Raw genomic sequence first — 23,105 nt, 5'->3', positions numbered from 1 at the left:
AGCCCGATGTCGCCCGTGCCTACCAAGTCGTCCACCACGAAGCTCCGCTATCCGAACGGACTCAATGCGTCAGTGATATTGCTGCTGAACGGGTCGCTCGGAGGTGGTGTCCAATCCGGCCGCGGCAACGGCGGCGGTACGGAGCCGTCTGGAAGCCTCGGTGTCGGCACCTGACGAACGTGGATGTGCCACTTGCCAGTATCTGGATCTTGGTACTTTCCGGTCACTTCCAGACTGGTCCCCGGCGGGAGCAGGATCTCGGCTTCAGCGGACCTGTCGTTGAAGGGCCGGAGATCTTTTCCACCTGTGATCTCCATGTGGAATTCCACCAAGCCGCTGAACTTGCTCTTCGGCTGATCAGGGTTGTCCGGGTCCGGCCTGACACTCGTACTGGTGAAGGAATGCTCGGTCACGACCTTGCCCGGTTCGTAGCTATCCGCGATGGCGGCCGCGAGCCCGGGATCGTCAACGGTGACCACGCGATGCGCCTTGCCGGAGAAGTCGGGCAGTTGGTTCATCCCGGACACGATGCAACGGATTTGCTCGTCGTACCGCCGGAGCATCTCCGGATCCTGGGTACGCAGCGCCTTGTTCATCTCACTGAACGAATGCTTCGTATAACCGTGCATCGCGAGCTTCTGGTCATGGGGGATCTTCTCAATCGCCGCATACAGCTCTGGATCGGTCTCTTTCAGTGCCTCGATGCGGCGCTTGATCTGGTGATCGAGCATGTACTTGTCATCTGTCAACCAAGTCTCGTCGTACTTGGCCAGCATTGCTTCATGGGTGGCCTCATCGGCCCGATAATTCGGGTTGCCCAGATAATCCTGGTCCGGGAGATCGTCCGGCACACCATCGCCGTCCGGCGATTCGTCCGGCTGATCCCACGGCGACTTCTGCTCTTCAGCGGGCTTCTCACCCACATCTCCCGACTGCTGGTCGGAGTCCGCACCGCTGGACGTGTCGGCGTCGGCATCGTGACCCGAAGCCGGGTCCGGCTTGGGATCGAACGGGCTTCCGCCGTCCGATTCCCACCACTTCGGGGCAGGCTTGGTGGCGTCGCTCGGGCTTGGGGCGTCGGTCTCGGTGTCCAGGTCCCCGTGCTGGCCGTTCGACGGGCTGGATGGCTGGGACGGAGTCGGCTCGAAGTCCTTTTGCCAGTCCGACGAATCCGCGCCGCTCGTCGAGTCCGCGGGCTCGGGCGACTTCTGCGGGGCAGGTTCGAAGTCGTTCCGCCAGCTTTCGGCTTGCTGGTCGGTTCTCGGCGCGGTCGTGTCCGTCGGCTTGCCCGGCTCCGGGGCGTGCGGCGGCGCATCGGCCGGCTTCGGCCCGGGGCCGTTGGTCTCGGCGGGTTGTGCATCCGAGCGGTGGCCGGTCTGGGGCGAAGTGCCCTGGCCTTGTGCGGGATCCGGTCGGCGCGGAGCTTCCGGTGATTGCGGTGGCCGGGGGCCGTTGACGTCTGCCGGCGGGTGGGCGGGACGCGGACTTCCAGGCGGCGGCGCTTGGCCGTCGGTGGATGGCGCCCTGGTTTGGGACGACGGGCCGTCCATGCGGGGGCCTCGGACATCCACCGGCGGCGCCGCCTGGCGCGGAGCCGTCGGCGCTGGGCGGGGACCGCTGACATCCGCGGGCTGCGGTGCCGGCGGACGCGCAGATGGCGCTGCGGGCGGCTGAGGCGCACTCGGCTGCCGACTTGCCGGGAACTGCGGTGCCTGGTGTTGCTGAACTGCGGCGGGTTGTGCTCCTGCCGCAGGTTGGTTGGGCTGCTGGGGCGTTTGCTGCGCATTCGCAGCGGGCGGCTGCTGACGCATCCCTTGCTGCTGCGGCGCGCCATGCGGCGTAGCTGCCGGGGCTTGCTGCTGCGGCGCGCCATGCGGCGTGCCTGCCGGGGATTGCTGCTGACGTGCAGGGGTCGGCTGTTGCCCGAACTGCGGCGCAGCAGCCGGCGGCTGTTGTGGTTGCCGCGGAGGTTGTGCCGGTTGCTGCTGCATCGGCTGCTGACCGGCATGTGGTGCCGCAGGCGGCTGCTGCCCGGCGTGCGGAGGTGCGGGTTGCTGCCAGGTGCGCGGAGCGGCCGGTTGCTGGTGGATCGGCTGTTGTCCCGCGTGCGGGGCAGCCGGTTGCTGGTAGTTCGGTTGCTGGTAGTTCGGTTGCTGGTAGTTCGGTTGCTGCGGAGCCTGCTGCTGCATCGGCTGCTGGTGCGGCGATTGCTGAGGTGCCGCCGGGTGCTGTCCGGCCTGCTGGTGCGACCCGTATCCGGACTGCGCCGTCATCGGCTGCGGAGCCTGAGCAGGTTGCGAATGCGGCGCAGCTGGTGGCGGTTGCTGGGCCTGACCTGCGTTCGGTGCCGGCTGGTGTCCCGGTCCTGCCTGCGGCGGACCGGCGTGGGGCACCTGCTGCGGCGGGGTGTTCGGGACGAACTGGCCGGTGTTCCGGTCGACGTAGCCCGTGGGTTCCCACTGGTGGTTCTGCGGGTTGAACCGGCCCAGGTCGTGGTAGCCGTCGGCGTCGCGGTGGACCGGGATCCAGCGGCCGAACTCGTCGGTTCGGCCGTGCGCGACCCACGCGCCGCTTTGGTCGTAGTGCCCGTTGGGGGCCAGTTGGCCGTTGGCGTTCAGGTGCCCCGGCACCCAGCGGTTGAGGTTGTCGAGCTGCCCGTGCGGGATCCACTTGCCGTGGACGTCGAACTCGCCGTGCGGCACGAACTCGCCGTTGGGCATGAGGTGCCCGGGGACCGGTTCGTTGTAGGCGTCGGGCCGCGAATGCCAACCGCCCCACGCGGGACCGCCCGGATGCTGGAACTCCTTCGGCGGTTGGTCGCCGTAGCCGCGCTGGTGGGCTGCGTCGGCTTGCTCGCCGAAGCGGGTCCACTCCGGTTCGTGGCCCGGGGGGAACGGGCTGTCGTGGACCGCTTTCGTTCCGTCCGGGCTGAAGCTGACCCATTGGCCCGGCTCGTCGAGCTTCGGTTGCGGCGTGCCCGAGGCGTCCGGGTGGAACTCCGCTCGGCTGCCGCTCGCGTACATGTTGCCGAAATTGTCCACCCAGGCGTCCTTGTTGGGCGCCAGGACCTCCACGCCGAGTTCCTTCGACAGCTGCTGGGCGAAGTTCGGGGAGCCGTCCGGCAGGTCCGCTCCGGTCTGGCAGGACAGCAGGCGCACCGGTGCGCCCGGCCGGTAGCCAGGGGCACCCTTGATGACCTCGGCCAGTTCCTTGGCGGAGAGCTTCTGGCCGCGGAACTCCACGCCATCCGGGCCACCGTGCACCTCGACGGTGAAGCGCTTCGGGTCGACGGCGGGCTTCGGCAGCCTCGCGTGATAGCCCGAATCCCCGAGCATGGATTTCGGGTACGGGATCATCGACAGGCCGGACGGGGTGTTGCGGATGCCGGTGTAATCGCCACCGAGCTTCTGCCGCAGTCCGTCGGAGACGTCCACCCCCTGGAACTCGCCGGCGCGACCGATGTCCCATCTGTGCGGAGTCGGGTCCGCCGGCGGACGCTCGGCGGCCATCGATTCCGCGGTGGAGTACTTCGGCGCTTCCGGTTCCGGGGCGTGCGGGGCGTCCGGCTTGTGGTAACCGAGGGACTCGGCGCGGATCCGGGCGTCCTCGACCATCCGCTGCTGCCAGCCGGGGCCCCAATGGCGGACGCCTTCGCCCTTGACGTGCGCGAAGTCCCCGTGCTTCACGTCCGCGTACTGGTAGCGATCGGCGTCGGCGTGCCGGGCCGCCTGCGGGCGGCTCGGCTGCGGCGCGTGCGGGCGCGGGCCGTCGACGTGCGGCGCATCGGGACGTGGCGCCTCGACGCGGGGTGCGTCCGGGCGAGGGGCGTCCGGATGGGTGCCCTGCGGGCGCGGATTGGCCGGATCGTTCAGGCGGGACGGGGTTTCCGGCTGCCGCTGGCGCGGCATCTCCGGGCCGCCGTCCGTCCGTCCATTGCGGACAGATCCATCGGGGCCGCCGGGGCGGGATGGGCCGTCGGGACGGGCCGAGCTGTTCGGACCGTCCGGGCGCGACGGAGCGTCCGGGCGAACCGAGCCATCGGGTCGCGTCGGACCGTTCGGCCGCGACGGGGTGTCCGGAGCGTCTGGACTCGTCGGGCCGTTGGGGCGGGACGGGGCATCGGCGCGGGGTGCGGCTTGGGGACCGGTCGGACCGTTCGGCCGCGCCGGGGCATTCGGGCCGTCTGGGCGGGACGGGCCGTTCGGCCTGGGCGGGGCGTCCGGGTGTGCCGATCCGCTGGGACCGTTCGGGCGCATCGGAGCGTCAGGCCGCCCCGGGCCGTTCGGGTTCGCCGGGGCGTCCGCGCGCGCCGGGCCGTTGGGGTGTCCGGGCCCGTTCGCCCGCGCCGGACCTCCCGGCCCTCCGGGCCGGGCCGGTCCTCCCGGACCGTCGGCCCGCGCCGGGCCTCCCGGCTGCGCCGGGCGCTGACCGGCTCCGCCGGGGCGGTGCGGCGCGTCCGGCTTCGCCGGTCCGCTCCTCGCCGGGGTGCCCTCGGGGCCGCGTGGCCGCGGCGCCTCGGGCCCGCTGGGCATGCTCCGCCCGGCTGCGCCGGGGCTTCCGGGCGTGCCCGTCCAGCCGCCGCCCGAGCCCGGACGGCTGCCGCCCGGCGAGGAGGACGGTGCGCCTCCCGATGCGCCTGCGGCCGGGCCGCCTGCGGCTCCACCGGCGGGCTGGTCCGGGCGCGCCGAGGGAGCGTTGGGGGGCGGCGCGGCGACGCCCATGTCCGCCGGTCGTTCCGGCGCGCTCACGCTGGCGCTCGAAGTGTGGGCGGGGGTGGACGGCGGGCGGTTCGAGACGTCCGGGCCGAAACCGCTTCCGGTGGGAGCCGGGCCGCCGCCCGAGCCACCACCATGCGCCGGGCCACCGCCGGAACCGCCACCGAAATGAGCCGGGCCGCCCCCGGAACCGCCGCCGACGTGCGGCGACCCGCCGCCCGAGCCGCTCCCGCCGGTCGCCGATCCGCCGCCGGAGTGCGACCCCGCACCGGTACCACCGGCCGACGGCCCGTCCGGGGCCGACGCCACGCGCGGGCCGCCTTCCGGGGCTGCGGACCGCACGTCCGCTCCGCCGTGGCCGTTCTGCCCGGTGTCCATTGAGGACGCGCTTCGCGGCGCATCGGCCGATCCGCCGGGGCCCGTGTCGGCGGCGCTGCGACCGGACGATTCCGGCGCGTGCGGGGCCGAATCCGTACCTGCGCCCGGCGAATCCGAACCGCCTGGCGTACCGGAGGAGCCGGAACCGCCGTGCGAACCGGAACCATCGGCCGAAGAACCGGAACCGCCATGGGAGCCCGGACCATCGGGCGACGAGCCGCCGTGGGAGCCCGAGCCACCGGGCGAAGAACCCTGCGAATCCGGGCCGTTCGACGAGGAACCCGACCCGCCGTGCGAACCCGGACCATCCGGCGACGACGAACCGCCGTGCGAACCCGAGCCGGGAGCGTCGGTGCCGCCGCCCGTCGACGTGGAGCCGGAGCCGCTGCCCGAGGGGCTCGAAGTCGAGCCGCTGCCCGATCCCGTTCCGCCGCCAGGAGAACCGGAGCCATCACCAGTCGAGCCGCTGCCCGAACCTGATCCCTCACCCGAAGAACCGGAGCCGCTGCCCGACCCCGTCCCGCTGCCCGTCGAGCCGGAACCATCCCCCGTCGAGCCCGACCCCGTCCCAGACGAGCCGCTGTCGCTCTCGCCGTCCGAGCCGCCGCCCGGGGCGTCCGGGCCGCCGAACTTGGTGTTGTGCTTGCCGACGATGTCCGTGCCGAAGACGTCGTCGACCTTCTTCCAGGTCTTCTCCGCCAGCTTGTCGCCCAGCTTGCCCGCGACGTCCAGCTTGTCCGCGACCTTGCCGACGTTGGTCGCCGCGGTCTTCACGCCGTCGGCCGCTCGTTTCCCCAGCTTGCCGAGGGCCTTCATGATGTCGCCGAAGACCTCGACCAGCTTGGCCAGCTTCGGCGCCACGTTGCTGATCGTCTTGATCAGCTTGGTGACGATCTTGGTGATCTTGCCGACCGTCCTGGCGATGAACGAGACCGCCTGCGGCACCACCCAGGCCAGCGAGACACCCGGCGGGGCCAGCGCTTCCAGCGCGTAGGTGATCAGCCGCGAGATGCAGTCGGCGACCAGGTCGCGGACGAATTCGCGGACGAACGAGACGACCTCGCCCATCACCGTGACCACGGTGCTGATCGTGTTGGCGAGTTCCGCGGCGCCGGCGAGGGCTTCGCCCTTCTCCCCCGCCTGCTGGCGGTAGGCGTCGCCGGCCGCGCCGGTCCACTGCGCGGTGTCGGCCTTGACCGCGTCGTTGTACTGGGTGGCGGCTTCGCCCACCGCCTTGCTGACGTTGGCCCAGGTCTCGCCGTACGCCTTGACCCCGTCCGGGTCGCCTGCGAACCAGTCCAGCGCCTCCTTCAGCGGCTCGACGTGCTCGATCAGCCACGACAGGCCGTAGGACAGCAGGGTGCCGATCGGGTCGGTGGCGATGCTGACGACTTCCAGCGCCAGCCCGCCGTAGGCCAGCCCGCTCTCGACCCAGCTCGAACCGTCGTTCAGCGACGAGACGTCGTTGATGGACTCGGCGATGCCGATCCCGGTGCCCCACCCGGCGTCGCCGGTGCCCGCGGTGAGCGGGCCGGGGCCGTCCGGATTCTCCTTCTGCTGCGCGACGAGCGGGTTGCTCATACCTCGATCCCGCCGATCACGCCGCTACCCGCGTCGTCGGCGGACTGGTAGTCCTCCGCGGCGCCGCGCACGTTCTCGGCGACCTCCTGCATCGCCTCGACGGCCTTCTGCAGCGTCTGGACGCCGTGCTGCTCCACCGGGTCGAGCATCCAGGCGAAGGGCCGGCAGAGGATCCCGTACGCGTCGTTGTCCAGCGAAACCTGCTGCGACGCGTCGACGGCGACGTTCAGCTGGTCCACTACACCGTCCACTTTGGACGCATGGGTGCGCAGGTTCTCAATGACGACGTTCATCTCGTCCGGCATCGCAAAGGGCCCCTCGGGTCGGCTCGGCAGGATCAGCGCAGGAAGGAGCCGCCGCCGAAGTCGTCGTCGTCGAAGTCGTCCGGGCGACGGCGCGACGGCGGCTGCTGCGGCGGGGCGGCCGGGCGCTGAGGCGGCGCCGGCGGAGCCGGGGGCTGGCGCCGCTGCTGCGGCTCCTCGTAGTCGTCCTCGACGCCGTACCGCAGCTCCTGCAGGCCGGAACCCGACTTCTGCGGCTCTTCCTCGTCCTCCGGCATCTCCGGGAAGTACTTGCGGGCCTGGCCCAGCACGTGCTGCGCGGCGGAATCCTCCAGCCCGACCGTGCCCGCCACGGCCTGCTGCATGAGTTCGGGAACCTTCGCCTGCGCGGTCTGCACGGCGCGCATGATCTCGGCCGCCAGCTTCGCCATCGGGCGGTTGCTGGCGTTCTCGGAGAGCTGCAGGCCCTGCAGGATGCCGGCGGAATTCACCGTCACCTCGATCGCGCCGTCCCGGGAGGTCTCCGTCACCGAGATCTGCTCGATCTCCTGCTGCATCCGGCCGAACTTCTCGGCCTTCTCGGTGGCCCGCTCCTGCCAATCGCGAACCATCCGCTCGGCCGCGCCGATGTCGCGTCCGAAGTCGTCCTCAGGCAACCCGTCCCCCGAACCGCTCCACCGCGCACCGGCGGGAGCGCTGCGCCACCACCCGGCGACAGTCCGCGTTCCCCGGCCCTGGCACGGTTTCCCACTCGATCTCGTCCGGCGGGAACCGTATCAACCGCGCGCGCGAGACCGGGACGGATCGGCAGGATTACCCGTGTAGTGACGATCACCAACAGGGGCCCGGACGGGCAGAACGGCGCAAAAGGCTCATAGCGCCGCGACCGAAGCCGGGATCGGCGAATCGGGCACTTCGGTAAGGTCGATGGTTGTGACAGTCGGATGGCCCGCTTCGCTGGATCTGCACCTGGACTGGGCGGGCCGGCCGGACAGCAGCAGGCTGGCCGAGGCGCTGCGCACCGCGATCCGCGACGGCCGCCTCCCGGCCGGCAGCCGCGTTCCGTCCACCCGCGCCCTGGCGCAGGACCTCGGCGTCGCCCGCGGCACCGTCACCCGCGCCTACGACCAGCTGGTCACCGAGGGCTTCCTGCTGTCTCGCCAGGGCGCGCCGACCACCGTCGCCGAACGGCTGGCGAGCCCGGACCCGATCGCCGCCCCGCCCGACCCGGAAACCCCGGCGCCGCGCTGGGACTTCCGGCCCGGACGGCCGAACCTCAGCTCCTTCCCGCGCCGGGACTGGCTGGCCGCCAGCCGCCGCGCCCTGCAGTCCACCTCCGACGGCGACCTCGACTACGGCGATCCGCAGGGCCACCTGGCGCTGCGGGAGGCCCTCACCGAATACCTGGCGCGGGTCCGCGCCGTGGCCACCACGCCGGAGCGGATCATCATCTGCAACGGCTACTCCCAGGCGTTGTCGCTGCTCAGCAAGGCCCTGCACGACCAGGGGCTGGACTCGATCGACTTCGAGGACCCGTCCCTGCCGCAGCTGCGCGCGATCCCCGCCGGCTTCGGCATGGCGGTGCGCGGCGTGCCGGTCGACCACGACGGCATCGACATCGCGCAGCAGCTCAGCCGGGCCGTGGTGGTCACCCCCGCGCACCAGTTCCCGCTCGGCGTCGCCATGAGCTCGGCCCGCCGGACGGAGCTCGTGCAGCTGGCGAAGGCCGAGGACCGGCTGATCATCGAGGACGACTACGACGGCGAGTTCCGCTTCGACCGCAGGCCGATCGGCTCGCTGCAGGGCATGGCGCCCAACAACGTCGCCTACGCGGGCACGGCCAGCAAGACCCTCGCCCCCGCCCTGCGGCTCGCGTGGCTGGCGCTGCCTCCGCACCTGGTGGCGCCGGTGCGCACGCTCAAGGAGCAAAGCGGGCTGCACGCCCCGCTGTTCGAACAGCTGGCCATGGCGGAACTCATCCGGTCGGGCGCCTACGATCAGCACGTCCGCCGATCGCGCGCCGTGTACCGGAGGCGACGGGAGCAGCTCCTCGATGCGCTGAGCGACCTGCGCGCGCACCACCGGCCCTACCCGGCCGGGATCTCGGCCGGACTGCACATCACCCTGCAGCTCGACCCGGAGGGACCGACGGAGCGAGAAGTCCTGACTCGGGCGCGGAAGCATTCGGTGGAGCTCGAGGTGCTCGGACCGCACTGGGCCGCGCCCGGACAGCATCCGCCCGGCGTGGTCGTCGGCTACGCCGCCCCCGCGGAACACGCCTTCCGCCCCGCGCTGCAAGCATTGGTCACCGTCCTGCAGCGGTGACCCGATCGGGCGGCGCCGCCGGACCGCCCGACATGTCCGCACCAACAGAGGGGAACAACTGTTCTATTCTGAGTTCCCCTCGCCGCGACACACAGGAGACAGAATTGACCGAAGAGCAGACGAGCACCGAGCAGACCGCGTCGGCCCAGTCCGAGCAGGCCCAGCCGGAGTCGGCCCAGCCCGAATCGCCCCAGTCCGAGTCGGCGCAGCCCCAGCCCGAGCAGTCTGAGTCGGCGCAGCCCGAGGCCGCGTCCGCCGCCGAGGCGGCGCCGAAGAAGCCGCGGGCCCGCAAGCAGAGCGCCGTCAAGAAGACCCGGACGGTCGAGCTCACGCTGACGGTCACCGGCACCGCCGACGGCGAGTGGCAGGCCGACCTGATGCACGCGGGCAAGCGCATCGTGCAGGGCCTGCCGGTCGCGGCGGCCGCGGTGTCGAAGGCGGCCGCCGAGCTGCACCAGGACATCTCCGACACGATCGAGAGCGTGCTGAACGAGGCGCGCCAGCAGCACGAGGCGAAGCTCGCCGAACTGGAGGCCGAGGTCGAGCGGGTCCGCAAGGCCCTCGCCGAGCTCGAAGGCTGACAGCCGCGAACAGCCGGGCATGCCGTGCCGGCCCCTCGACGACACGGCATGCCCGCCGCAGTCCCGACCCGGTCGGCTCCGCCGACCGCATTGACGCGGGGCGAGCCGCGAGGCTGGGAGACTCCCAGATTCGGCGGCGACCCCGCAACTTTCGATACCGGCCGGTCGATCGAGCCCATGCTAGTCCGGACGACATGCGCTTCCCGGCCCTAGAGCCCGGCCGCCTCCCGGCGATCCGCCCGGAAAACGCGTGTGGTCGAGCCAATTCCGCGCGGCCGATCGAGAAACTGCGCCCGTCATTGCGGTAAACCGCGGCATCGCGGCCGATGAATTCGGTTCCGAACGCCGGGAATTCGAACGCAGTGGCGATGACCAGCCGGTATGCCCGGACCGGAAAAGGTTGCGCCATCTCCGGGATTTTTTCGGGTACTCGACCCGCCGCTCCGTCCGATGGGCAAGGATAGCCGATCAGAACCAATCAGCACTGGGCCGAGGAGGCGAATCATGTCCGCGGATCTGGATGATCTGCAACGCAAACTGGACGCGCTCAAGGAAGCCGGCCGCCGAGCCGAGGAACGAATGGGCGATTTCGGCCAGATGCGCGAGCAGATCAGCGAGCTGCAGGTGGCCGCCACGTCCGCGGATCGCTCGGTCACCGTCACCGCCGGCCCGGGCGGCGTCACCGGCATCGAGTTCACCCAGGACGCGATGCGCCTGTCGCCCGCGCAGTTGTCCGGCACCGTCATGAGCACCTTGCAGCTCGCGGTCGCCGAGGCCGCCCGCAAGCAGGCCGAGATCGTGCAGGAGTACGTGCCGGACAGCGACGTCCTCGACCGGGTGCTGCGCACCCAGGAAGAGCTGTTCGGCGCCCAGCCCGAGCAGCACGAAGCGCCGGTCGACGACGACGAGCAGCCGGATTCCTTCCTCGACGGCAGGAGATGACGATGCCGGGGTACAGGGCACCCGCCGAAATGATCATGCAGTGCGGCGGCAACATCGGCGGGATGAACGCCGACGCGAAGGCCGTCCGCGACAAGGTCGCCGGCGCGGAGGTCCCGGAGGTCTCGTGGGGGCTGCTCGGCCTGGCCACCACCTACAGCTCCTACCGCGACCTGCTGGAGAAGTTCAAGCAGCACCTCGACGAGATGAGCGAAGGGCTGGTCAAGGCGGGCGAGGACATCACCGCCTGCGGCCGTGACTACCAGGAATCCGACGAGTCGATGGCCGAGATGTTCGGCAAGATCCTCGGCGAGGTCCGCAAGGGCGGCGGCGGCGGTGGCGGAGGTGGTTCCTGGTGACCACCAACGCGGAAGCGATCGGCGAGAACAGCGCGCTCAACCCGGCGGCCCCGCGCGTCGACGGGTCGGCGTTCGGGAAGCTGCCGTTCGTCAAGGACATCATCAGCGCGAGCGACAACGCGGGTAAGGGCGACGTCGAGGCGCTCAAGGGCGACATCGAGAGCTACCTGTCCAGCGCGACCAGCTTCGCGCTGGACCCGATGGGCTTCCTCATCGGCACCGGCGTCGAGTTCGTGATCAACTTCGTGGCCCCGGTGCGCGACGCGATCCAGCTCGTCACCGGCGACAGCGAGGCGCTGGCCAAGAGCGCCCAGTCGTTCGCCGAGGTCCAGGACGAGATCAACAAGCTCGGCCAGAACCTGACCGACAGGCTGGACAGCGAGCTCGCGGACTGGGACGGCGAAGCCGCCGACGCGCTGCGCAAGAAGATGGCGAAGTTCATCGACGGCGTGCAGGCCACCGGCGGCCAGGCGAACAACATCTCGCAGCTGCTGCAGATGAGCGGCACCATGATGGAAGCCGCCGAGGGCGTGATCAAGGGCATCCTCTCCGACTTCCTGACCTGGGCGATCACCACCTGGATCACGGCGACGGCCTCGGCGGGCCCGACCTTCGGCGGCTCCATCGCCGCGGCCACCGCGGTGACGACGGCGGAAGCGGGCATCACCTGCGCCCGGGCCGCCCAGCAGATCCAGAAGATCACCAAGATCATCGGCCACATCATGGACGTGATCACGGCGATCAAGGCGATCCTGGACACGATCCGGATCATCGAGAGCGTCCAGCAGATCACGGACGGGAAGCCCGGCGGAGACGGCGGCAAGAGCCCGGCGGACATGGGCAGCAAGATCCTCGGCGGAGTGACGAAGGAAACCGCGGACGAGCGCAAGGTCGTGGACCAACTCGGCACGGGATTCCAGTCCGAAGCAGAAGACCGCGGCTACACCGTCGACGGTGACGGCGACATCGCGTCGGTCGGCGAAGACGGAACCCGCACCAAACTCGACGAACACGGCAACCCCGTCCGCGACGAGCACGGAAACCCCGTCACATCGGAGAAGCCCACGCCGTCCTACGGCGCGAAGGACGTCGCCAAGTCCGGCTTCAACCAGGTCGCCGGTGGCCTCGGCTCCGCCGCTGACGCTCTGGAGAAGCAGGCTCAGGGAGGCGGCTTCACCGACGTACCCCCGGACGAAACGATCAGCGGCGACCTCAATTGGTGAGCCCTTGATCGCTTAGCGGATGAAGGGCACCGCCGCGCAGCACGGCTGCTCAACGGTGCCCTTCACCTCGAATGGATCAGCCAAAGGGAAGCTGTAGTTGCGGCAGCGGAATGCTCTGGCGGTCGGCCTCGGCGGCTGCCGGATCCTGGTACGCGGCAGGCGGAATCCAGCGCTGGATCTCCTGTGCTATTCCGAGGAGATTGTCGAGCACGACGGGATCCTCGAAGTTGCGGCCGCACCATACGATGATCTTGCGACCGGACAAGCGGAAGTGGACCTTGCCCAGCGTAGTGTTCGGAGCTGGACCGCGTCCCTCGTTGTACAGCCAACGCGTTCGATCCGGTGTCACCACCGCGCGCGCGTACTCCGGCGAGGCACCGGAAACGTGGTAGATGTTCAGCGAAGCCGGCCCGACGTCGATTCCCTTCCCCTGGACGACGTTCTTGGAACGGTTGAAATCGAACAAGCTGGCAATGTCGCCGAGCTTGTCCCGCTTCTCCTCCACCACCAGCTCTGGAACCGGTGAGGGCATCTCGAGGATCACGGTTCCGCAGGTCACCACCTGCTTGCTCGTCTTCGACGCGCCGTTCATGTACATGCCCGCGCTCGACGAGTAGTGGGAACTGCCAGGGCTGGAATTCTTCTTGCTGAAGCGGATGTGCACCGCCAGCGCGGGCATCCCCTGGTACAGCCCCGCCATCAGCAGAGGCACGGACCTGCGCCGATAGTTGTGGAAAGGCGCGCCGGGCAACTGGTCCAGCACGTTGTCGGGCACGTTCCAGGCCATCCGCCAGCCAAGCCGCTGAGCCCACTCCGCAACCGGGAGACCCGGCTGTCCAGGTTGGTTCATCCCGCCTCCCATCACCGCCGCACACGGTATCTGCCCAGCCACCCGCGGCCAACCGGCCACGAAAGACCAGCCGAGCTGGAGACAGTCGCCTTTCACGCGGGCGGTTGAGGACCTTTTCGACGCGGTGCAGACCGAAATCGTCGTCGGATTCGGCCATCGCCAACTTCAGCGGTAGTCGCGGCCGAAGTCGTAGTCGTCCAAACGAACGGGATCGCCTGGCGGCTCCTCGCGGAGATGGTGTCGCCCAGTGGGCTGGTCCGCACAGGCCGATTCATCGGGGTCGGATTCGGGGAACCTCGGTGGTATTTCGGGGAATTCGTGGTCGACGCGGCGCCGCCGGGCGCCGCGAGGTTCGGCGTTCTCGGCTTCGATGTCGGCGATGAGATTCCAGACGGTGTAGTCGCCTTCGCCGCCTCCGGCATGCTGCCCCGCCGCGAACCCGATGCGCCATTCCGGTAGGTGCTGGGCAAGCATGGCGAAAATCAGCAGGTTGAACAGAACGAAAGTACTGAACTGGATCCAGAACATGAGACGGGTTCCTTCCGTGACTGGCGGGTCAGGGGCGGGCGGCGAGGACGTGCCAGCAACGCATGCAGGTGTCCTCGCGGATCCAGTCCACTTCGGAGCGATCATGCAGCTCCGATGCCTCAGCCTCCGCCCCGCAGAACGCCTCGACCTTGGAGCACTGCGGGGTTTTCGTTGCTGCAATGGGGAATGCGTGGCGGCCTCCCGTGACCGGACGCCAGACGTAGGTCAGGTAACCAAGCATCAACAACCACCACTTCCGGACGTATACGGCTCCACTTGGGCGGTGACCGGGCGCGGCTGGGGAGGGCGGTTCGCGCCCGGTCACCGAGGAGGGCCGGCGCGGTGCAGGTCGGGGGCAAGACACCACACCAGCCCGGTTTGAAGGCCCGCCCCGCCATTGCTGTCCCTGCAAGACCGGCGGGACGGGCTGCGCTACCGGGTTTCGAGCCTTCCCATCCCCGGCGGCACATTGATCAAACTAGTCCATGTGTGCACATGAGCTCTATTACCTGATCAGGGGAATCCAATGTGAACACTCGTCAGGCAGGATGTGGATCAACCGAAAAGTCCGCGTTACCAGGGAGTACTTGATGGCCGACCTGACCGATGACCTGCCTGACGATGAAGGGCCGGGCCCGAACCTGCGTCGCCGAGAACTCGGCCGCGAGCTGCGCGCGTTGCGAGAACAGGTCGGGAAGAAGGTTGCCGAAGCCGCCAAGTACGCCGGCCTGACCGTCACGACCATCAACCGCATCGAAGGTGGCAAGCAGGTCATCTTGCCGCGCAACGTTCGCCTGCTCTGCCAGTTCTACGGTGTCGAGGCGCCGATGTCCGACCACCTCGTGCGCCAAGCCGAGGAGTCGAACGAACGCGGCTGGTGGGCCATGTACTCCGACAACATGCCCGACTGGTTCGAGAAGTACGTCGGCCTAGAGTCCGACGCCGCCGAGCTGTGGAACTACTCGACCACCGTCGTCGATGGCCTGTTGCAGACGCCGGAATACGCACAGGCATTGTTCGAGGTCGGGATAGCCACCGATGAGCGGACGTTGCAGCGGTCGATTGAGCTACGGAAGGCCCGCCAGGACCGGGTGAATCGCGAGAAGCACCCGACTCAACTGCACGCCGTTCTCGACGAAGCAGCAGTGCGGCGAGTTGTCGGCGGCGAAAAAGTGCTCCAGGCACAACTTCGATACCTGGCCGAAGCAGCCAAGAAGCCGAACATGACGATCCAGGTGATGCCGTTCGGCGCAGGCGCTCACCTTGGATTGCAGACACCGTTCTCCATGCTCAGGTTCCCAGAAGGATTCGATGACATGGACGCGGTCTATGTCGAAAACCTGCGAGGTGGCGTCTGGCTCGAGCGCCCCGCCGACATCGAGCACTACACCGAGGTGTTCATGCAGATGCGGAACAAGGCGCTCTCCCTGGACGAGTCCGTGGACTTCCTGGTTAGCCTTGCTTCGTCCCTGTAAGACACCTTTGGGAGAAGCGCGAACATGAACAACCTGACAGGCGCCGCCTGGCGCAAGTCGAGCCGCAGCACGGACCAGGGCCAGTGCGTCGAGTTGGCCCAGAACCTGCCCGGCGTCGCTGCCGTCCGTGACTCGAAGGCCCCCGAGCAGGGCGCTCTGGTGTTCACCAAGGCCCAGCTCCAGACGTTCCTGACCACCGTCAAGTCAGGCCGGCTCGACGTCTGATCAGCACAGAGAAGGGCCCCTGTCCGGAGGAGTCGGACAGGGGCCCTTTGGTCAACTAGTTACTTCAGCGGTAGTCGCGGCCGAAGTCGTAGTCGTCCAGCGGAACCGCCGCACCGGTACCGGTGCCGAACACGTCCGGGGTGTAGTAGCTGTCGTCGTAGGACGGGATCGCGTACGCCGCGGCCCGTGCCTCCTCCGTCGGCTGCACCTGGATGTTGCGGTACCGGTTGATGCCCGTACCGGCCGGGATCAACTTACCGATGATCACGTTCTCCTTCAGGCCGACCAGCTTGTCACTCGCGCCCTCGATCGCGGCGTTCGTGAGGATGCGGGTCGTCTCCTGGAAGGAGGCCGCCGACAGCCACGAGTCCGTGGCCAGCGACGCCTTGGTGATACCCATCAGCACCGGACGGCCGGACGCCGGGTCGCCGCCCTCGGCGACGACGCGACGGTTCTCCGACTCGAACTGCGAGCGCTCGACCGGCGAACCGGGCAGGAACTCGGTGGCACCCGAGTCGATGATGATGACCCGGCGCAGCATCTGGCGGACGATGACCTCGACGTGCTTGTCGTGGATGCCCACACCCTGCGACCGGTACACCTCCTGCACCTCGCGCACCAGGTGCAGCTGGGCCTCGCGCGGGCCCATCACGCGCAGCACCTCGTGCGGGTCGACCGCACCTTCCAGCAGCTGCTGGCCGACCTCGATGTGGTCGCCATCGGCGATCTGCCGCTCGCTGCCGTCCACCGAGATCGCCGCGAGCCGCTGCCGCTTGGACAGCTTGTCGTAGACGATCTCCTCGCCGCCGTCGTCCGGAATGATGGTGATCTTCCAGTAGCGGTCGTTGTCCTCCATCCGGATCCGGCCGGAGGTGTCGGCGATCGGCGCCTTGCCCTTCGGGACCCGGGCCTCGAACAGCTCCTGGACACGCGGCAGACCGGTGGTGATGTCGTCACCGGCGACACCGCCCTGGTGGAAGGTACGCATCGTCAGCTGCGTACCCGGCTCACCGATCGACTGGGCGGCGACGATGCCGACGGCCTCGCCGACGTCCACCAGCTTGCCGGTGGCCATCGAGCGGCCGTAGCAGACCGCGCAGACGCCGACGCCGGACTCGCAGGTCAGCACGCTGCGGACCTTGACCGTGGTGATCTTGGCGGCGAGCAGCTTCTCGATCGCCGGGTCACCCAGGTCCGAACCGCGGGCCAGCACGATGTTGCCGTCGGCGTCGGTGACGTCCTCGGCCGTGGTGCGGGCGTAGATGCTGGTCTCCACGTGCGCGTCGCGCAGCAGCGTGCCGTCCGGCAGCAGCTCCGCGATCGGCATCCGGATGCCGCGCTCGGTGCTGCAGTCGGTCTCGCGGACGATGACGTCCTGCGAGACGTCCACCAGACGACGGGTCAGGTAACCCGAGTCGGCGGTACGCAGCGCCGTGTCGGCCAGACCCTTTCGGGCACCGTGGTTGGAGATGAAGTACTCCAGCACCGACAGGCCCTCGCGGAAGTTCGCCTTGATCGGGCGCGGGATGTACTCACCCTTCGGGTTCGACACCAGACCACGCATACCGGCCAGCTGGACGACCTGGGTCATGTTACCGGCGGCCCCGGACTTCACGATCACGCTGATCGAGTTGTCCTCGGGGAAGTTCGCCTCCATGGCCTCGGCGACCTCGTCCTTGGCGGCCGTCCAGACCTTGACCAGCTCGGCGTTGCGCTCCTGGTAGGACAGCGCCCCGCGGCGGTACCGCTTCTCGACCTGGTCGGCCTTGGCCTCGTAGGAGTCCAGGATCTCGGTCTTGTTCGGCGGCACGACCACGTCGGTGATCGACACGGTCACGCCCGAACGGGTCGCCCAGTGGAAGCCGGCGTCCTTGAGCTTGTCCAGGGTCTGCGCCACGGTGACCATCGGGTACCGCTCGGCCAGGTCGTTGACGATCGCGGCCTGCTTCTTCTTCGGCAGCAGGTCGTCGACGAACGGGTAGTCCTCGGGCAGCAGCTCGTTGAACCACACGCGGCCGAGGGTGGTCTCGGCCAGCCACGGCTGACCGGGCTCCCAGCCCTCCGGCAGCTGCGCCTTGTTCGGCACCACGTCGCGCAGCCGGATCTTGATCTTGGCCTGCAGGTCCAGCGCGCCGCGGTCGAAGGCCATGATGGCCTCGCCGACCGAGGAGAACGCCAGGCCCTCGCCCTTGGCGCCGTCCACCTGACGGGTCAGGTGGTACAGGCCGGTGACCATGTCCAGACGCGGCATCGCCAGCGGCCGGCCGGAGGCCGGCGACAGGATGTTGTTGCTGGACAGCATCAGGATCCGGGCCTCGGCCTGGGCCTCGGCCGACAGCGGCAGGTGCACCGCCATCTGGTCACCGTCGAAGTCCGCGTTGAACGCCTCGCAGACCAGCGGGTGCAGCTGGATGGCCTTGCCTTCCACCAGCTGCGGCTCGAAGGCCTGGATGCCGAGGCGGTGCAGCGTGGGAGCACGGTTGAGCAGCACCGGGTGCTCGGCGATGACCTCTTCCAGCACGTCCCACACCTGCGGGCGCTGGCGCTCCACCATCCGCTTCGCGGACTTGATGTTCTGCGCGTGGTTGAGGTCGACCAGCCGCTTCATGACGAACGGCTTGAACAGCTCGACCGCCATTTCCTTCGGCAGACCGCACTGGTGCAGCTTCAGCTGCGGGCCGACCACGATGACCGAACGGCCCGAGTAGTCGACGCGCTTGCCGAGCAGGTTCTGGCGGAACCGGCCCTGCTTGCCCTTGAGCAGGTCGGACAGCGACTTCAGCGGCCGGTTGCCCGGGCCGGTGACCGGACGCCCGCGACGGCCGTTGTCGAACAGCGCGTCCACGGACTCCTGCAGCATCCGCTTCTCGTTGTTGACGATGATCTCGGGAGCCCCGAGGTCGATCAGTCGCTTGAGGCGGTTGTTGCGGTTGATCACCCGGCGGTACAGGTCGTTGAGGTCGGAGGTCGCGAAGCGGCCACCGTCCAGCTGCACCATCGGACGCAGGTCCGGCGGGATGACCGGCACGCAGTTGAGCACCATGCCGCTCGGGTCGTTGCCGGTGGCCTGGAAGGCCGCCACGACCTTCAGGCGCTTGAGGGCGCGGAGCTTCTTCTGGCCCTTGCCGCTGCGGATGGTCTCGCGCAGCAGCTCGGCCTCGGCGCCGATGTCGAAGGTCCCCAGCAGCGACTGGATCGCCTCGGCGCCCATGCCGCCGGTGAAGTACTCGCCGTACCGGTCGTAGAGCTCGCGGTACAGGATCTCGTCGGCGATCAGCTGGCGGGGCTCCAGCTTGGTGAAGGTCTCCCAGATCTCGTCGAGCTTGTCGATCTCGCGCTGCGCGCGGTCGCGCAGCTGCTTCATCTCGCGCTCGGCGCCTTCCTTGACCTTGCGGCGCTGGTCGCTCTTGGCGCCCTCGGCCTCGAGCGCGGCCAGGTCGGCCTCGAGCTTCTGGGCCCGGGCCTCCAGGTCGGAGTCGCGCTGGTCGGCGACGCGCTTGCGCTCGACGCTGATCTCGCTCTCCAGCGTCGACAGGTCGTTGTGCCGCATCTCGGTGTTCACCGAGGTGATCACGTACGCGGCGAAGTAGATGATCTTCTCGAGGTCCTTGGGGGCCAGGTCGAGCAGGTAGCCCAGCCGGGACGGGACGCCCTTGAAGTACCAGATGTGCGTGACGGCGGCGGCCAGCTCGATGTGGCCCATCCGCTCGCGACGAACCTTGGCGCGGGTGACCTCGACGCCGCAGCGCTCGCAGATGATGCCCTTGAACCGGACCCGCTTGTACTTACCGCAGTAGCACTCCCAGTCCCGGGTCGGGCCGAAGATCTTCTCGCAGAAGAGCCCGTCCTTCTCCGGCTTCAGGGTGCGGTAGTTGATGGTCTCGGGCTTCTTGACCTCGCCGTACGACCACTGGCGGATGTCGTCGGCCGTGGCGAGGCCGATGCGGAGTTCATCGAAGAAGTTGACGTCAAGCACGTCGGGTCTTCTCCCTTGATCGAAAGGTTCTGCCGGGTAGCTCCGGCAGCGGTGCCAGGTTGGGTCGGACGCCGGTCCGCGAGATCAGCTCCCGCGGACCGGCGGCGAGGTTCAGTGCGCGAGGTCGTCGACCGAGGCCGACTCGTTGCGGGACAGGTTGATGCCGAGGTTGGCCGCGGCACGCTCCAGGTCCTCGTCCTCGCTGTCGCGCATCTCGATGGCCGCACCGTCGCTGGAGAGCACCTCGACGTTCAGGCACAGCGACTGGAGCTCCTTCAGCAACACCTTGAAGGACTCCGGGATGCCCGGCTCGGGGATGTTCTCGCCCTTGACGATCGCCTCGTAGACCTTGACGCGGCCGACCACGTCGTCAGACTTGATCGTCAACAGCTCCTGCAGCGTGTACGCGGCGCCGTAGGCCTGCATGGCCCAGCACTCCATCTCACCGAAGCGCTGACCACCGAACTGCGCCTTACCGCCCAGCGGCTGCTGGGTGATCATCGAGTACGGGCCGGTCGACCGGGCGTGGATCTTGTCGTCCACCAGGTGCGACAGCTTGAGGATGTACATGTACCCGACTGCGATCGGGTACGGGTACGGCTCCCCGCTGCGGCCGTCGAACAGCTGTGCCTTGCCGTCGCCGCCCACCATGCGCTCACCGTCGCGGTTCGGCTTGGTGGAGGCCAGCAGGCCGGTGATCTCCTCCTCCCGCGCACCGTCGAAGACGGGGCTGGCGGTGTTGGTGCCCGGCTCGACGTCGTAGAGGTCCTCCGGCAGGCGCTGGGCCCACTCGGAGTCGCCGTCGATCGTCCAGCCCTGGGAGGCGATCCAGCCGAGGTGCGTCTCCAGCACCTGGCCGATGTTCATCCGTCGCGGCACACCGTGGGTGTTCAGGATGATGTCCACCGGGGTGCCGTCGGAGAGGAACGGCATGTCCTCGGCCGGCAGGATCTTGCCGATGACGCCCTTGTTGCCGTGGCGGCCGGCGAGCTTGTCGCCGTCCTGGATCTTGCGCTTCTGCGCGACGTAGACCCGCACCAGCTGGTTGACGCCCGGGGGCAGCTCGTCGTCGTCCTCGCGGTTGAACACGCGGACGCCGATGACCTTGCCGGTCTCGCCGTGCGGCACCTTCAGCGAGGTGTCGCGGACCTCGCGGGCCTTCTCGCCGAAGATCGCGCGCAGCAGCCGCTCCTCCGGGGTCAGCTCGGTCTCGCCCTTCGGCGTGACCTTGCCGACCAGGATGTCGCCGCCCTGCACCTCGGCACCGATGCGGATGATGCCGCGCTCGTCGAGGTCGGCCAGCACGTCGTCGGAGACGTTCGGGATGTCCCGGGTGATCTCCTCGGCACCGAGCTTGGTGTCGCGGGCATCGACCTCGTGCTCCTCGATGTGGATCGAGGTGAGCACGTCGTCCTGCACCAGGCGCTGGGACAGGATGATCGCGTCTTCGTAGTTGTGGCCTTCCCACGGCATGATCGCGACGAGCAGGTTCTTGCCCAGCGCCATCTCGCCGTTCTGGGTGCACGGCCCGTCCGCGATGACCTGCCCGGCCTCGACCCGGTCGCCCTCGTTGACGATCGGCTTCTGGTTGATGCAGGTGCCGTGGTTGGACCGGGAGAACTTCTGCATCCGGTACGAGCGGCGGGTGCCGTCGTCGGCCATCACCGTCACGTAGTCGGCGCACAGCTCCTCGACCACACCGGCCTTGTCGGCGGTGATCACGTCACCGGCGTCGACCGCGGCGCGCAGCTCCATGCCCGTGCCGACCAGCGGCGACTCGCTGCGCAGCAGCGGCACCGCCTGGCGCTGCATGTTCGCACCCATCAGGGCGCGGTTGGCGTCGTCGTGCTCGAGGAACGGGATCATCGCGGTCGCGGCGGAGACCATCTGCCGCGGCGAGACGTCCATGTAGTCGATCTCGGTCGGCGCGAGCAGCTCGACCTCGCCGCCCTTGCGTCGACCCAGCACGCGCTCGTCGATGAAGTTGCCGTCGTCGTCGATCGGCGCGTTGGCCTGCGCCTTGACGTAGCGGTCCTCTTCGTCGGCGGTCAGGTAGTCGATCTGGTCGGTGACCCGGCCGTCGACGACCTTGCGGTACGGCGTCTCGATGAAGCCGAACGGGTTGACCCGCGCGAACGTCGCGAGCGAGCCGATCAGACCGATGTTCGGGCCTTCCGGCGTCTCGATCGGGCACATGCGGCCGTAGTGCGACGGGTGCACGTCGCGGACCTCCATGCCCGCGCGCTCCCGGGACAGACCACCCGGGCCGAGCGCGTTCAGACGCCGCTTGTGCGTCAGGCCCGCGAGCGGGTTGGTCTGGTCCATGAACTGCGAGAGCTGCGAGGTGCCGAAGAACTCCCGGATCGCCGCCGTGATCGGGCGGATGTTGATCAGGGTCTGCGGGGTGATCGCCTCGACGTCCTGGGTGGTCATCCGCTCCCGGACGACGCGCTCCATGCGGGACAGGCCGACCCGGACCTGGTTCTGGATCAGCTCGCCCACCGTGCGCAGGCGGCGGTTGCCGAAGTGGTCGATGTCGTCGACCTCGACGGGCACGGTCGCGCCTTCGCCCTCACCGCGGGCGGGCATCTCGGTCTCGGCGGCGTGCAGCCGGACCAGGTACTCGATCGTGGTGACGATGTCTTCCTCGGTCAGCACGCCGGCCTCGTACGGGTGGCCCAGGCCGAGCTTCTTGTTGACCTTGTAGCGGCCGACCCGACCGAGGTCGTAGCGCTTCTCCTTGAAGAACAGGTTCTCCAGGAGCGTCTGCGCGCTCTCCTTGGTCGGCGGTTCGCCCGGCCGCAGCTTGCGGTAGATGTCCAGCAGAGCTTCGTCCGTGCCAGCGGTGTGGTCTTTCTCCAGGGTCGTCATCAACGTCTCGGAGAAGCCGAACCGCTCGCGGATCGCCTCGGCCGTCCAGCCCAGCGCCTTCAGCAGCACGGTGACCGGCTGCCGGCGCTTGCGGTCGATGCGGACGCCGACGGTGTCGCGCTTGTCGACGTCGAACTCCAGCCACGCACCGCGGCTGGGGATGACCTTGACGCTGAAGACGTCCTTGTCGGTGGTCTTGTCGACCGACGTGTCGAAGTAGACACCGGGGGAACGGACCAGCTGGGTGACGACCACCCGCTCGGTGCCGTTGATGATGAAGGTGCCCTTGTTCGACATCATCGGGAAGTCACCCATGAACACCGTCTGGCTCTTGATCTCGCCGGTGGTGTGGTTGGTGAACTCCGCGGTGACGAACAGCGGGGCCGCGTACGTCATGTCCTTGTCCTTGCACTCCTCGACGGAGGCCTTGACCTCGTCGAAGCGTGGGTCGGAGAAGGACAGCGACATCGATCCGGAGAAGTCCTCGATCGGGGAGATCTCGCTGAGGACCTCCTCAAGACCGCCAACCGGATTCTCCTCGCCGGCGTCGACCCGGCGCTGGAACCAGGCCTCGTTACCGACAAGCCATTCGAAGGACTGGATCTGCAGGTCGAGCAGGTTCGGCACGTTCAACGGTTCGCGAATGTTCGCGAACGAGACCCGCTTGGGTGCCCCAGGGATCCCCGACGTGTAGTTGGAAGCTGCAGAGACCTTGGTCGCGCGGGAGACTGCCAAGATGCGTCCTTCCGGGACTCTGAACTGGCTACAGCCGCATCAGCGAAAGTGCCCGGCGAAGTG

General features: G+C 68.8%; 15 protein-coding genes. 7 read left to right on the top strand and 8 right to left on the bottom strand.

The features are described 5' to 3' along the window. Positions 1–47 precede the first annotated feature (47 nt). From ACWEV3_RS25550 to ACWEV3_RS25540, 3 genes are read right to left on the bottom strand one after another with little or no spacing between them, the layout of a single operon-like run. Positions 48–6,674 carry a WXG100-like domain-containing protein gene (locus ACWEV3_RS25550; RefSeq protein WP_452616341.1) on the bottom strand — a complete coding sequence of 2,209 codons (6,627 nt, stop codon included), beginning with the start codon at positions 6,672–6,674 and terminating at the stop codon, positions 48–50. After that, the gene (locus tag ACWEV3_RS25545; RefSeq protein WP_452616340.1) at positions 6,671–6,979 is read right to left on the bottom strand and encodes an ESX-1 secretion-associated protein; all 309 of its coding nucleotides are present in this window, start codon (positions 6,977–6,979) and stop codon (positions 6,671–6,673) included. The genes ACWEV3_RS25550 and ACWEV3_RS25545 overlap by 4 nt, the downstream gene beginning before the upstream one ends. Positions 6,980–7,011: 32 nt before the next feature. Then, entirely contained in the window at positions 7,012–7,611 is a 600-nt protein-coding gene (locus ACWEV3_RS25540) for a YbaB/EbfC family nucleoid-associated protein (RefSeq protein ID WP_452616339.1), read from the bottom strand. A 277-nt stretch (positions 7,612–7,888) separates the two neighbouring features. Here ACWEV3_RS25540 and pdxR point away from each other — a divergent pair, with 277 nt between their 5' ends. The 5 genes from pdxR to ACWEV3_RS25515 all read left to right on the top strand — a co-directional run bounded on the left by pdxR (position 7,889) and on the right by ACWEV3_RS25515 (position 12,382). Next, complete coding sequence (gene pdxR / locus ACWEV3_RS25535; RefSeq protein ID WP_452616381.1) at positions 7,889–9,280, top strand: MocR-like pyridoxine biosynthesis transcription factor PdxR; 1,392 nt, start codon at positions 7,889–7,891, stop codon at positions 9,278–9,280. A 104-nt stretch (positions 9,281–9,384) separates the two neighbouring features. Then, the gene (locus tag ACWEV3_RS25530) at positions 9,385–9,861 is read left to right on the top strand and encodes a DUF6319 family protein (protein ID WP_452616338.1); all 477 of its coding nucleotides are present in this window, start codon (positions 9,385–9,387) and stop codon (positions 9,859–9,861) included. A gap of 504 nt (positions 9,862–10,365) precedes the next feature. Next, a complete protein-coding gene (locus ACWEV3_RS25525; RefSeq protein WP_452616337.1) occupies positions 10,366–10,803 on the top strand; it encodes a YbaB/EbfC family nucleoid-associated protein in 438 nt (145 codons plus the stop codon). A 2-nt stretch (positions 10,804–10,805) separates the two neighbouring features. Further along, positions 10,806–11,159 (top strand): WXG100 family type VII secretion target, encoded by a 354-nt coding sequence (locus ACWEV3_RS25520; RefSeq protein ID WP_452616336.1) that lies wholly within the window; start codon positions 10,806–10,808, stop codon positions 11,157–11,159. After that, positions 11,156–12,382: a WXG100 family type VII secretion target gene (locus ACWEV3_RS25515; RefSeq protein ID WP_452616335.1), complete on the top strand. Its 1,227-nt coding sequence runs from the start codon at positions 11,156–11,158 to the stop codon at positions 12,380–12,382. The genes ACWEV3_RS25520 and ACWEV3_RS25515 overlap by 4 nt, the downstream gene beginning before the upstream one ends. Before the next feature lie 76 nt (positions 12,383–12,458). Here the strand turns inward: ACWEV3_RS25515 and ACWEV3_RS25510 are convergent, their stop codons facing one another. The 3 genes from ACWEV3_RS25510 to ACWEV3_RS25500 all read right to left on the bottom strand — a co-directional run bounded on the left by ACWEV3_RS25510 (position 12,459) and on the right by ACWEV3_RS25500 (position 14,001). Then, entirely contained in the window at positions 12,459–13,157 is a 699-nt protein-coding gene (locus ACWEV3_RS25510; protein ID WP_452616334.1) for a hypothetical protein, read from the bottom strand. 240 nt (positions 13,158–13,397) lie between these two features. Then, on the bottom strand, positions 13,398–13,760 hold the full coding sequence (locus ACWEV3_RS25505; RefSeq protein WP_452616333.1) for a hypothetical protein: 363 nt from the start codon (positions 13,758–13,760) through the stop codon (positions 13,398–13,400). A gap of 28 nt (positions 13,761–13,788) precedes the next feature. Then, positions 13,789–14,001, bottom strand: a complete 213-nt coding sequence (locus ACWEV3_RS25500; RefSeq protein WP_452616332.1) for a zinc finger protein — start codon at positions 13,999–14,001, stop codon at positions 13,789–13,791. Positions 14,002–14,350: 349 nt separating this feature from the next. Between ACWEV3_RS25500 and ACWEV3_RS25495 the strand changes: the two genes are divergently transcribed. Both ACWEV3_RS25495 and ACWEV3_RS25490 read left to right on the top strand, forming a co-directional pair. Continuing rightward, positions 14,351–15,235, top strand: a complete 885-nt coding sequence (locus ACWEV3_RS25495) for a Scr1 family TA system antitoxin-like transcriptional regulator (RefSeq protein WP_452616331.1) — start codon at positions 14,351–14,353, stop codon at positions 15,233–15,235. Positions 15,236–15,259: 24 nt separating this feature from the next. Beyond that, positions 15,260–15,460: a DUF397 domain-containing protein gene (locus ACWEV3_RS25490; protein ID WP_452616330.1), complete on the top strand. Its 201-nt coding sequence runs from the start codon at positions 15,260–15,262 to the stop codon at positions 15,458–15,460. Between the two features lie 64 nt (positions 15,461–15,524). Here ACWEV3_RS25490 and ACWEV3_RS25485 read toward each other — a convergent pair whose 3' ends face one another. Both ACWEV3_RS25485 and rpoB read right to left on the bottom strand, forming a co-directional pair. Further along, positions 15,525–19,436 carry a DNA-directed RNA polymerase subunit beta' gene (locus ACWEV3_RS25485; RefSeq protein WP_452616329.1) on the bottom strand — a complete coding sequence of 1,304 codons (3,912 nt, stop codon included), beginning with the start codon at positions 19,434–19,436 and terminating at the stop codon, positions 15,525–15,527. A 111-nt stretch (positions 19,437–19,547) separates the two neighbouring features. After that, positions 19,548–23,042 carry a DNA-directed RNA polymerase subunit beta gene (gene rpoB / locus ACWEV3_RS25480; protein ID WP_452616328.1) on the bottom strand — a complete coding sequence of 1,165 codons (3,495 nt, stop codon included), beginning with the start codon at positions 23,040–23,042 and terminating at the stop codon, positions 19,548–19,550. Between the last annotated feature and the right edge of the window lie 63 nt (positions 23,043–23,105).

Source organism: Saccharopolyspora sp. NPDC003752, assembly GCF_053605825.1.
Note: the sequence above shows the minus strand (reverse complement) of the source record. Positions and strands in the feature narration are given on the sequence as shown.

Bases quoted from the DNA above. Each gene is read 5' to 3' on its own strand.
- ACWEV3_RS25550 (WP_452616341.1), bottom strand. From the start codon at position 6,674: ATGAGCAACCCGCTCGTCGCGCAGCAGAAGGAGAATCCGGACGGCCCC.
- ACWEV3_RS25545 (WP_452616340.1), bottom strand. From the start codon at position 6,979: ATGCCGGACGAGATGAACGTCGTCATTGAGAACCTGCGCACCCATGCG.
- ACWEV3_RS25525 (WP_452616337.1), top strand. From the start codon at position 10,366: ATGTCCGCGGATCTGGATGATCTGCAACGCAAACTGGACGCGCTCAAG.
- ACWEV3_RS25520 (WP_452616336.1), top strand. From the start codon at position 10,806: ATGCCGGGGTACAGGGCACCCGCCGAAATGATCATGCAGTGCGGCGGC.
- ACWEV3_RS25505 (WP_452616333.1), bottom strand. From the start codon at position 13,760: ATGTTCTGGATCCAGTTCAGTACTTTCGTTCTGTTCAACCTGCTGATT.
- ACWEV3_RS25500 (WP_452616332.1), bottom strand. From the start codon at position 14,001: ATGCTTGGTTACCTGACCTACGTCTGGCGTCCGGTCACGGGAGGCCGC.
- ACWEV3_RS25495 (WP_452616331.1), top strand. From the start codon at position 14,351: ATGGCCGACCTGACCGATGACCTGCCTGACGATGAAGGGCCGGGCCCG.
- ACWEV3_RS25490 (WP_452616330.1), top strand. From the start codon at position 15,260: ATGAACAACCTGACAGGCGCCGCCTGGCGCAAGTCGAGCCGCAGCACG.